An 11,543-nucleotide genomic window follows, 5' to 3' on the forward strand; every position below is an offset into this window, starting at 1 on the left:
AGGCAACGAATCAGTCTTCCCGGAGGTATTGCAATGAGGCAACAGGGGGGGATTTCCTAACGTTTTCAGGGCGGGGTTAAACAGCGATCCCGGCCGCAGGTGCGGCCGGGATCGCTGGTTCAGGCTGTGAGCGGAGGATGCCTTACTCGGCGTCGGACAGGCTCTTCTTGACGTCTTCCTCGAGGCGGGGATCAAGGTGTGCGGACTTGGCCTTGGAGCTGACCAGGCTGGCAACGACTGCGACGATGATGGTGCCGACGATGACGGCCAGGGAGACGAACGTGGGGATCTCCGGCGCCCATTCGATGTGCTTGCCGCCGTTGATGAACGGCAGTTCGTTCACGTGCATGGCGTGCAGGACGAGCTTCACACCGATGAACGCGAGGATGAAGGACAGGGCGTGCTTCAGGTAGATCAGGCGGTTCATCAGGCCACCGAGCAGGAAGTAGAGCTGGCGCAGGCCCATCAGTGCGAACAGGTTCGCGGTGAAGACGATGAAAGGGCTCTGCGTCAGGCCGAAGATTGCGGGAATCGAGTCAACAGCGAAGAGGAGATCCGTCAGGCCAATGGTGATGAACACGATCAGCATGGGGGTGAAGACCTTCTTGCCGTCCACCGTGGTGCGCAGCTTGCCGCCGTCGAACTTTTCCGACATAGGGATGACCTTGCGGATCCGCGCGATGAGCGGGTTTTCCTTGTCCTCTTCATCCTCGCCTTCATCCTGGGCCTGCTTCCAGGCGGTCCAGAGGAGGAAGGCGCCGAAGATGTAGAACACCCAGCTGAACTGCTCGATCACGATGGCGCCGAGCAGGATGAAGATACCGCGCAGGATCAGCGCGATGATGATGCCCACCATCAGGACTTCCTGCTGGTACTTACGCGGCACGGAGAACCGGGCCATGATGATGATGAAGACAAAGAGGTTGTCGATGCTGAGGCTGTATTCGGTGACCCAGCCGGCCACAAACTGGCCGCCGAACTCCGCGCCGGTGAAGGCGAACATGGCGCCGGCGAACACCAGGGCAAGCGACACGTAAAAAGCGACCCACAGGCCGGCTTCCTTCATGGAAGGTTCATGGGGACGCTTGACCACAAGGAACAGGTCAATCAGGAGGATCAGGCCAAGGACGACAAGAGAGCCGACCTCAAACCAAACAGGCAATTCGGGCACAGGATAGCCTTTCGCAGGGTACAGAGAAGCGGTGTAAGTCTCTCCGGCCAGCCTGTGCACTTGGTGCTGATGTGGTGGCCCGCTACGCCCGGCCAGGCAGCTGTGCCTGGCGTGTTGACGATCGTAGCGCTCGGGATACTCCCCTACGTGACCTTAACTGTACAGCAGCTAGGCATGACCGGCCGCCTGCATCTGGCGCAGTTCCTTCTTGAGCTCGCTGACTTCGTCGCGGATCCGGGCGGCAACTTCGAACTGAAGTTCCGCTGCAGCACCGTGCATCTGCTCGGTCAGCTGTTCGATCAGCCCCACCAGGTCCTCTGCCGGTGCTGCCGCCAGGCCATCGGCCCGGACCTGGGCTGCGCCCTTTGCCGCGGACTTTCCGCGTTTGGCGCCCTTGGCCAGGCGGTTGTTGTTCAGCAGCTCCTGGGTGTCGGCGTCTTCCTTGGCCAGCTGGTCCGTGATATCGGCGATCTTCTTCCGCAGCGGCTGCGGGTCCACCCCGTGCTCGGTGTTGTAAGCCACCTGGATGGCGCGGCGCCGGTTCGTCTCGTCGATGGCATGGGCCATGGAATCGGTGATGCGGTCCGCGTACATGTGCACCTGCCCCGAGACGTTGCGGGCTGCGCGGCCGATGGTCTGGATCAGCGACGTGGACGAGCGCAGGAAGCCTTCCTTGTCGGCGTCCAGGATGCTCACCAGCGAGACCTCGGGAAGATCCAGGCCTTCCCGGAGCAGGTTGATGCCCACCAGGACGTCGAACTTGCCCATCCGGAGTTCCCGCAGCAGCTCAACACGGCGCAGGGTATCAACGTCCGAGTGCAGGTATTCCACCCTGATGCCGTGGCCCAGCAGGTAGTCCGTGAGGTCTTCCGCCATCCGCTTGGTCAGAGTGGTGACCAGGATGCGTTCATTCTTCGCTGTGCGGGCCTTGATTTCGCCCAGCAGGTCATCGATCTGGCCCTTGGTGGGTTTGACCACCACTTCGGGATCGATCAGTCCGGTGGGCCGGATGATCTGCTGAACGAAGCCGTCCGCCTTGCCGAGTTCGTATTTTCCGGGGGTGGCGGAAAGGTAGACCGTCTGGCCCACGCGCTGGAGGAATTCATCCCACTTGAGCGGCCGGTTGTCCATGGCAGAGGGCAGGCGGAAGCCGAAGTCCACCAGGTTCCGCTTGCGGGACATATCGCCTTCGTACATGGCGCCGATCTGCGGGACGGTGACGTGGGATTCGTCGATCACCAGCAGGAAGTCATCCGGGAAGTAGTCGATGAGGCAGTGCGGAGCGGTTCCTGCGGCGCGGCCGTCGATATGCGAGGAGTAGTTCTCGATGCCGTTGCAGAAGCCCATCTGCTGCATCATCTCGAGATCGTAGGTGGTCCGCATCCGGAGCCGCTGGGCCTCCACCAGCTTGTTCTGGCTTTCGAGCACCTTCAGCCGGTCCGCGAGTTCGTCCTCGATCCGCTTGATGGCCCGGGCCATCCGCTCAGGACCTGCGACGTAGTGCGAGGCGGGGAAGACGTACATTTCCTCTTCGTCCCGGATCACTTCACCGGTCAGCGGATGGAGGGTGTGGATGTTTTCGATTTCGTCGCCGAAGAACTCGATCCGGATGGCCAGTTCCTCGTACATCGGGATGATTTCCACGGTGTCCCCGCGGACCCGGAACGTGCCGCGGTGGAAGTCCATGTCGTTCCGCGCGTACTGCATGGAGACAAACTTCCGGAGGAGATCATCACGGTTCATCTCCGCACCCTTGCGGAGCGTGACCATCCCGGCGATGTATTCCTCAGGAGTACCCAGGCCGTAGATGCAGGACACTGTGGCCACGACGATGACGTCCCGGCGGGTCAGCAGAGCGTTCGTGGCGGAGTGCCGGAGCCGTTCCACTTCCTCGTTGATGGAGGAGTCCTTCTCGATGAAGGTGTCCGTCTGCGCCACGTAGGCCTCGGGCTGGTAGTAGTCGTAATAGGACACGAAGTACTCCACCGCGTTGTTGGGCAGCAGTTCACGGAATTCATTGGCCAACTGGGCGGCGAGGGTCTTGTTCTGGACCATCACCAGGGTGGGGCGCTGGATCTGTTCGATGAGCCACGCTGTGGTGGCGCTTTTACCTGTACCGGTGGCACCGAGAAGGACGACGTCCTTCTCGCCGTTCCTGATCCGTTCGGTCAGTTCCGCGATGGCCGCGGGCTGGTCACCGGCCGGCTGGAACTCGCTGATGACTTCAAACGGCGCTACAACACGGTTGATCTCCTGGGCAAGGCTCATGCCTCTAATCTACAACCGGGGGCCGACAGTAACAGCCGGATCAGTTACAGGCGAACAGCGCCGGCGCTGCCGGCAGTGCCGCTCAGGAATCAGTTGCCGTACGACGGCGGCGCCCACCCGGTGCGGGCAGACCACGCATCCATACGGGGCCAGGCTACGTCCGTGAACCACGGCTCCTTTGCCTCCGCGTAGGCCCGGGTGCCTCGGCTGCCGGCCAGTTGTTCGGTCAGGGAGCGCTTATGTTCCCCATAGGACCTGGCAGCTTCCGGATCGCTCCTGAGCCAGTCCCGAAAAAGCAGCGCGTACCGCCACCCCGCCGATCCGGCCTGCCTGACGTGCACATTCACTGCGCGGCCAGGGTCCGCGTTTGCGTGGAAGCGTTTCTGCCACTGTGCCGGATCCGGTGTGGAAGGTTTCGGGGTGTCGAAACCGGCCCCCGGTACCAGCGGGAAGCCTGCATCCGCCAGCAGCGGGGCGATCTTGTCCGCGACGTCGAGGCCAGCCACCGTGACCTGCAGGTCGATCACGTCCTTTGCCGCCAGACCCGGCACGGCAGTTGAGCCGATATGGTCGACGGCGAGAATGTCACCAGGGGCCGCGGCCCTGAGCCGGGCTGCCAGCCGTGCCGCCTGGAGTGCCCAGTCCTCCTGTGGCGCGGACAGGACTGCGGCGCCAGGCCTGGCCGCCCTGACTCCCCGGCGGATGTTGTCTGCGAACGGCACCAGCCGGCCGGTCCAGAGCCTGTCCACTTGCTCTGCCAGGTCCTCGAGGGAGCCGGAGTTGTCCAGGACGACGTCGGCGGCGGCCAGCCGTTCTTCCCGCGTAGCCTGCGCAGCCATGCGGGACAGCGCCTCGTCCGCCGTCATACCGCGGCGCTCCAGCATCCGTCCGATCCGGACGTCATCCGGCGCATCCACCACGAGCACGAGATGGAAGGCGCTGCCCTGCCCGGTCTCCACCAGCAACGGAATGTCCTGGACCACGATGGAACCTTCACCGGCCGCCGCAATAATGCCCGCTGCTGCTTCACGGACCAAGGGGTGGACAATGCCGTTCAGTACGGCCAGCTGGGCCGCATTGCCGAAGACCAGGGCCCCCAGCCGGGCCCGGTCCAGCGAGCCGTCGGCGGCCAGCATCTCAGAGCCGAAGGCTTCCACCACGCGCGCCAGTCCCGGGGTTCCCGGCGCCACAACCTCACGGGCCAGCGCATCCGCGTCCACCACCAGGGCTCCAAGCCCGGCCAGGCGCGCGGCCACCACTGACTTTCCTGAGGCGATGCCGCCCGTCAACCCGATTTTCAGCACCCGACCAGACTACCCGTGGGCCCACGCCGCCCGGGTTACCTGACCGAGCGCAGCGAGGTGAGGGAAGCGGTGGGGAATAGACTTGGCCGGTGACAGAGCAAGACAGCCGGGCGACGGTCTACACAACCCTTGCCTCAGGACCGGATTTCCGGCACGGGATCGAGGTCAAACGCTCCCGGTTCATCACCGTCCTGCGCCGCACGGACAGCGAGGACTCCGCGCGGGAGCTCGTTGCCGGGCTGCGCCGCGAATTCCACGATGCCCGCCATCACTGCTCCGCGTTCGTGCTCGGACCGGACCGGGATATCCAGCGTTCCAATGACGACGGCGAACCGTCAGGCACGGCCGGCATCCCCATGCTCGAAGCACTCCTGAAGCGCGAAACCGCGCCGGGGGCGACTGACCTCAGTGACGTCAGCGCCGTCGTCGTCCGTTACTTCGGCGGGATCCTGCTCGGGGCGGGTGGACTGGTGCGCGCCTATTCCGAGTCGGTGTCATCTGCCCTCGAAACTGCACCCCTGGTGAGGCGCCGCCGGCTGCGGATCTGCGCAGCCGCCGTTCCGCACGCGGCTGCCGGCCGGCTGGAGAACGATCTGAGGGCCGCCGGGTTGGTGATGGCTGAGTCCAGCTATGGTGCCCAGGACACGGTCCTTCGCGTGGCTGTCCCCGACCAGCCGGCCGAGATGACAGCAGCCGCCGAGCGCGTTCTTGCACTCACCGCGGGGCAAGCCACGCTTATTCCAGGCGGAACGGAGTGGATTGATGTCCCCCTCCCCTGAGCCGGCCTCGGCCAAGGTCCGCCTGGCTGACATCGACGAACACCTGCTGGCATACCTGGTTGAACTGGCCCTGCGCGATGCTTCCCCGGACGACGTCACCCCGCCGCTTGGCATGGCGGCCGGCTGGACCGACGAACGGATTGCCTGGTTCCGCGCCTACCACCGGTCGGCTGCGGCCGGCCTGGACGGACCGGCCCGCGAAAAAAGCTGGGCTGTACTGTACGAGGGCATCCCGGCCGGCTGTATCAGGCTCAAACGGGTGCAGGACTCAACGGCCCAACACGTAGGGGCCCAACACTCAGAGGCCGGACACGCGACGGCGGAGACCGGCATCTGGCTGGGCCGGGGCTACCGCGGCCGAGGCGTTGGCAGTGCCGCGCTGGCCCTGGTCCTGGCTGAGGCCTGCCGCGCCGGGCTGCAGCAGGTGGTGGCCCACACCACTGCCGGCAATACCGGCGCCCAGCGCATCCTCACCTCCGCAGGTGCCGCCCTGACGCACGACGACGACGGTGCGGTGAGTGCCGTCGTCGTGCTTTCCCCCTGACCGACGGCGCATGCGAACCAACGGCGCAGCCGGGCCGACGACGGACGCGAACCGGCTTAAACACAGCGGGCCCCCTGCAATCCGCAGGGGGCCCGCTGTGTCAGTCCGGGACTTACCGGGCCGTTGGCAAATTAGTTGCCGGTCAGCTTCTCACGCAGAGCTGCGAGAGCCTCGTCCGAAGCCAGGGTACCGGCTCCGGCGTTGGACTCGGCAGCAGGCTCGGAGGAGTAGCTGGTGGTGCCGGAATCGCTCTCACCGGACGTTGCAGCTGCAGCGTCATCGGCAGCGTGCTGGGCAACCTGCTTCTTGTGGGCTTCCCAGCGGGTCTGGGCGTCAGCGTACTGCTGCTCCCAGGCGGCGCGCTGGTTCTCGTAGCCTTCAAGCCACTCGTTGGACTCCGGATCGAAGCCCTCCGGGTACTTGTAGTTGCCCTCTTCGTCGTACTCAGCGGCCATGCCGTAGAGAGCCGGATCGAATTCGGTGGACTCGGCGTCAACGCCCTCGTTAGCCTGCTTGAGGGAGAGGGAGATGCGGCGGCGCTCGAGGTCGATGTCGATGACCTTGACGAACAGCTCGTCACCAACGGAGACAACCTGCTCTGCCAGCTCCACGTGGCGCACGGCCAGCTCGGAGATGTGAACGAGGCCTTCGATGCCGTCTTCGACGCGAACGAACGCACCGAACGGAACCAGCTTGGTGACCTTACCCGGAACAACCTGGCCGAGGGCGTGGGTGCGGGCGAAGGTCTGCCACGGATCTTCCTGCGTAGCCTTGAGCGACAGGGAGACGCGCTCGCGGTCCAGGTCGACCTCGAGAACCTCGACGGTGACTTCCTGGCCAACTTCGACAACCTCGGACGGGTGGTCGATGTGCTTCCAGGACAGCTCGGAAACGTGAACGAGTCCGTCTACGCCGCCCAGGTCCACGAATGCACCGAAGTTGACGATGGAGGAAACGACGCCGGGACGGACCTGGCCCTTTTCCAGCTTGTTGAGGAACGTGGAGCGGACCTCGGACTGGGTCTGCTCGAGCCATGCACGGCGGGACAGCACAACGTTGTTGCGGTTCTTGTCCAGCTCGATGATTTTGGCTTCGATCTTCTGACCGATGTACGGAGCAAGGTCGCGCACACGGCGCATCTCGACGAGGGATGCGGGCAGGAAGCCGCGCAGACCGATGTCGAGGATAAGACCACCCTTGACAACCTCGATGACGGTACCGGTGACAACACCGTCTTCTTCCTTGACCTTCTCGATGTCGCCCCAGGCGCGCTCGTACTGAGCACGCTTCTTGGAGAGGATCAGGCGGCCTTCTTTGTCTTCCTTGGTGAGCACCAGGGCTTCGACGAGATCGCCAACGGAGACAACGTCTCCGGGATCAACGTCATGCTTGATGGACAGCTCGCGGGAGGGGATGACACCTTCGGTCTTGTAACCGATGTCGAGCAGAACTTCATCGCGGTCGACCTTGACGACGGTACCTTCGACGAGATCTCCGTCGTTGAAGTACTTGATGGTGGCGTCGACTGCTGCGAGGAAGTCCTCAGCGGTACCGATGTCGTTAATAGCGACTACGGGGGTACCGGGCTTCTCGGTGGAGGTGATGGTCATGTAGTAGGGGCTCCGTTGTGGATAGTTAGTCGGTCAGGAAAACCACCGCGCCCGCGTTATGGAACGCAGGCGCAGGTCTCGGCCAAACCGCGAGGTCCGGCCGGGTCTTCCTGATTTTGTGGATTCTAGAAACGAGCACGTAGTGCGCGCCCACTTATTCTAGTCGCAGCGGCCAACACGGGTCAAAGCGCATGGCAAAGCCTTTGGCCTGTTCAGGGGTTCAGCTGCTGCCAGGTCTGCTCAGAAGTGCGTGAGGCAGTGGGGCGGGCGTTCGACGGCGAACATCCGGGCGGCGCGGAACGCTGCGTCCGGTGTGTGCTCGAGGATGCGTTCGGCGTCAACCAGCGTTACCGGATTCACGCCGCCCAGGTATATCGACGACAACGCCGCGACATCCAGTTCGAGGTCGGCTGCAGTGGTGCCGGCGTCGGTGACGACAGCAGAGCCGCCGGACACCGCCAAGGCAAACGTGCCGTCCGCCAGGCCGAGGGAATCGGCCACTTTGAGCACGAGCCGGCCGTCGGCCGGATAGTGCCGGGCCTCCAACGCCGCCGCCACGTCCAGGATGCGGAGCCAGAGCATATCCCGGGCTGCCGAAGCCTCGACGCAGCGGGCATCTTCAAGCGCCCAGCCCAGCGCGTCATCTACAGGGGCTTCCTCGCAGGAGACCCGTTCGACCAGGTCAATGGCCCCAAGGTACTGCCACAATTCCAGATACGCAGAACGGTTCACCGCCACGAGGTCCAGGACTTCCATGGTGTACGGCTTGTTGGACCAGCCGGCGAACTTATAGGAGACGTAGCCGTCCACTTCGCCGTCGGGCGCGTAATGCAACGCGACTTTGACCTTGGGATCCTCGCCGCCATCACGGCTGACAGATCCGGAGATGAACTCGCGGTAGAACTCATGGCGGTCGATGGAGCCGGGTGTGCCCCGGTGCTTTCGGTCGAATACCACCGGAGCCAGGTCCAGGAGGACTTTGGGATCGGCTACCTCGACGCTTCCCACGGGAGTGTGGTTCAGCCTGAACCTGGTGGTGGTGTCCACTGTGATGGACTGCTCAGACGTGGCCACACCAAACCCGAATCGGCCATAGATTGACGCTTCGGAGGCAGTGAGCGCAGCCATTGCCAGGCCATCCCGACGGGCAAGGGTGAGGTCCTCTACCATCATGCGGCGCAGCAGCCCGCGCCGGCGGTGTGAGGTCCGGACGGTCACGGCGGTCACCAGCCGGGTTGGCAGCAGCCTTCCGAATCCGATGTTCAGGGTCTTGACCAAGGTCCCGAAAGTGGCGACGGGCACGTCCGCACCCAGTGAATGGCCCGCGACCGTTCCCGACTGGTAGACGCCGGTCATCACCCGCCCGTCGGCGCGCTGCATCTCGATGCCCTTGTCCACCCGCTCATCGGAACGGCGCACGTCGTGGAAGCCGAAGGCCACGGCCCGCATCCATGCAACCGACTGAACGTAGGCAGGGTCATCTTTGGCTGCCGGCTCAAACCGCCGGATTTCGTAGTCCGCACTCACATCAGGCACAGAGCCGAGCCTAACCAATCCAACCCGGGTCTGGCCAGCAACAACACGCTCGGCCCGGGCGCTGGGTCAGAGCTTCCGCACTGGCTGGCGAAGGATGGTTTTGAGCTTTTCCGACGGCACCCTGCGGGGGTCGCTGAGGTAGATCTCGTGGTGGGCCCCGGCAAATCCGAAACCGTTGGCCGGCATGAACCCACTGTGCAGACGGTGCAGCGTGGGCGCCTCGTCGTCGTAGCTGCCGATGTGCAGGATCTGGACCGAGAGCCCCTCGTCCAGGGTCTCAAAGCGGAGTCCGTCCAGCCCCGGGATGTTCTTCGCGGAGGCCTTCGTGATCCCATCGCCGATCTCCCGGGAGCCGATCCAGTGTGGCTGCGGGATCATCATGGTCCACTTCCAGCTGTCTTTGTCGCCACGGGTGAAAGAGCCGGGATCATCCGCCGTCCACAGGCCTTCCAGCGGGCCCACCACGTAGTCCCGCCCCGCGTGCTTGCTGGCGAACTTCACTGCGTAGGACACGGAGTACAGCGCCTCCAGGGCAGCGGCGTAGGCAGGAGCCGTCCCTGGATTGCCCTGTCCATCCAGCATCAGGTAATTCATCGGCGGGACCGTGACCAGCTTAAAATCATCAGGGCGGGGCGCATACAGTTCCTTGAACTGTTTCCTGACGTCGTACTTGTCCACCGTGCGCCCCGCCATGCTCCGCGGTCCCGTTCCTAGTGGCCGGCGTCGTACCAGCTGGGACCCACACCGATCTGGACCTCCAGCGGGACGCTGAGATCGGCCGCGCCGGCCATCTGCCCGGTCAGGAGCTTTTCCACTGCCTCACGTTCGCCGGCGGCCACCTCGAGCACCAGTTCATCATGGACCTGCAGGAGCATACGTGACTTGAGGCCCTGGGCGGCGAGTTCCGAGTGCACACCGAGCATGGCGCGCTTGATGATGTCGGCCGCCGATCCCTGGATGGGCGAGTTCAGTGCGATCCGCTCCGCGTTCTCCCGCAGCTGACGGTCCGTGCTGGTCAGGTCCGGGAGGTACCGGCGGCGCCCTTCGATGGTGGCGGTGTAGCCATCGATCCGGGCCTGGTCCACCACTCCGCGGAGGTAGTCGCGGACGGCGCCGAAGCGGTCGAAGTACTCCTTCATGAGGGTCCGTGCCTCATCCACCGAAATCTCCAGCTGTTTGGAGAGGCCGAACGAGGTCAGCCCGTAGGCCAGGCCGTAGGACATCGCCTTGACCTTGGAGCGCATGGCACTGGTCACCTGGTCCGTGGGGACATGGAAGATGTTGGAGCCCACAAACCGGTGGAGGTCCTCGCCGTCCTTGTAGGCCTGGATCAGCCCGGCGTCTCCGGAGAGGTGCGCCATGATGCGCATTTCAATCTGCGAGTAGTCCGCCGACAACAGGCATTCATACCCTTCGCTGACCACAAAGATGCCGCGGACGCGCCGGCCTTCCTCACTACGGATGGGGATGTTCTGCAGGTTGGGGTTGTTGGAGGAGATCCTGCCCGTGGCCGCCACATTCTGCGCGTACGTGGTGTGGATCCGGCCGTCCTCAGTCACTGACTTCTTGAGTGATTCGAGCATCTGGCGCAGCTTGGAGGACTCCCGGTGGGCCATGAGCTGGACCAGGAATTCGTGGCCGGTCTTCTCCAGCAGGTTCTTCAGTGACGCGGCGTCCGTGGTGTAGCCGGACTTGATCTTCTTGGTCTTCGGCAGCTGGAGTTCCTCGAAGAGGACCGTCTGGAGCTGCTTGGGTGAGCCGAGGTTGACCTCATGGCCGATCGCTGCGAAGGCCAGCTCCTGGGCGTTGTCAATGACCTTTGCCAGATCGGCGAGCTGTTCATCCATGCGCTGCATGTCGATGGCGATGCCGGCGAGCTCCATATCAGCCAGGACCCGGCTGACCGGAAGTTCAAGGGTGGCCAGCAAGTCTGCGGCCTTCCGCTCCGCCAGTTCCGAATCGAAGTAACGGCTCAGGGCCTGGACGACGGCGGCCACCTGGACGAGCGCACCGGCAGCGGCGGCGTCGCCGTCGTCGAACGCAAGTTCAAGCTGGCCCGCCTTGGCGGTCCCGGACGGAAGGCCGACGTTCAGGTGGTGCTGGGCCAGCTCGGCCAGGTCATAGGTGCGGCGGTCCGGTTGGATGAGGTATCCGGAAATCGAGGTGTCGTCCACGACGCCTTCCAGGCCGAGGCCCCTGCTGGACAGGGCTTTCAGCGCTGCCTTGTAGCCGTGCATGACCTTCGGGATGTCCTTGTCCCGCAGCCAGTCCGCCAGCACGTTTTCGGCTGCAGCGTCCTGGGCTGCGAGGTCGATGTACACCGCTGCATCG

9 protein-coding genes are annotated in these 11,543 nt (G+C 64.2%); 2 read left to right on the forward strand and 7 right to left on the reverse strand.

Annotation, left to right across the window (positions count from 1 at the left end):
- Positions 1-142: 142 nt before the first annotated feature.
- From DBR22_RS00270 to coaE, 3 genes are all read right to left on the reverse strand, one after another.
- Entirely contained in the window at positions 143-1,171 is a 1,029-nt protein-coding gene (locus tag DBR22_RS00270; RefSeq protein WP_108597243.1) for a TerC family protein, read from the reverse strand.
- A 168-nt stretch (positions 1,172-1,339) separates the two neighbouring features.
- On the reverse strand, positions 1,340-3,439 hold the full coding sequence (gene uvrB / locus DBR22_RS00275; protein WP_108597244.1) for an excinuclease ABC subunit UvrB: 2,100 nt from the start codon (positions 3,437-3,439) through the stop codon (positions 1,340-1,342).
- Between the two features lie 89 nt (positions 3,440-3,528).
- A complete protein-coding gene (gene coaE / locus DBR22_RS00280) occupies positions 3,529-4,743 on the reverse strand; it encodes a dephospho-CoA kinase (RefSeq protein WP_108597245.1) in 1,215 nt (404 codons plus the stop codon).
- Between the two features lie 89 nt (positions 4,744-4,832).
- Here coaE and DBR22_RS00285 point away from each other — a divergent pair, with 89 nt between their 5' ends.
- Positions 4,833-5,522 (forward strand): IMPACT family protein, encoded by a 690-nt coding sequence (locus DBR22_RS00285; RefSeq protein ID WP_108597246.1) that lies wholly within the window; start codon positions 4,833-4,835, stop codon positions 5,520-5,522.
- Complete coding sequence (locus DBR22_RS00290; protein ID WP_108597247.1) at positions 5,506-6,066, forward strand: GNAT family N-acetyltransferase; 561 nt, start codon at positions 5,506-5,508, stop codon at positions 6,064-6,066. Before DBR22_RS00285 ends, DBR22_RS00290 begins: the two co-directional genes overlap by 17 nt.
- 131 nt (positions 6,067-6,197) lie before the next feature.
- Here DBR22_RS00290 and rpsA read toward each other — a convergent pair whose 3' ends face one another.
- The 4 genes from rpsA to DBR22_RS00310 all read right to left on the reverse strand — a co-directional run.
- Entirely contained in the window at positions 6,198-7,676 is a 1,479-nt protein-coding gene (gene rpsA / locus DBR22_RS00295; RefSeq protein ID WP_108597248.1) for a 30S ribosomal protein S1, read from the reverse strand.
- A gap of 240 nt (positions 7,677-7,916) precedes the next feature.
- Positions 7,917-9,203, reverse strand: coding sequence for a GNAT family N-acetyltransferase (locus DBR22_RS00300; RefSeq protein WP_108597249.1), 1,287 nt, complete (start codon positions 9,201-9,203; stop codon positions 7,917-7,919).
- Between the two features lie 75 nt (positions 9,204-9,278).
- Positions 9,279-9,905, reverse strand: coding sequence for a GyrI-like domain-containing protein (locus DBR22_RS00305; protein WP_219928064.1), 627 nt, complete (start codon positions 9,903-9,905; stop codon positions 9,279-9,281).
- Positions 9,906-9,922: 17 nt separating this feature from the next.
- The coding region (locus DBR22_RS00310) for a DNA polymerase (RefSeq protein WP_258228990.1) at positions 9,923-11,543 on the reverse strand (1,621 nt) is incomplete at its 5' end.

It is taken from the genome of Arthrobacter sp. HMWF013, from assembly GCF_003061105.1.
GTDB lineage: Bacteria > Actinomycetota > Actinomycetes > Actinomycetales > Micrococcaceae > Arthrobacter.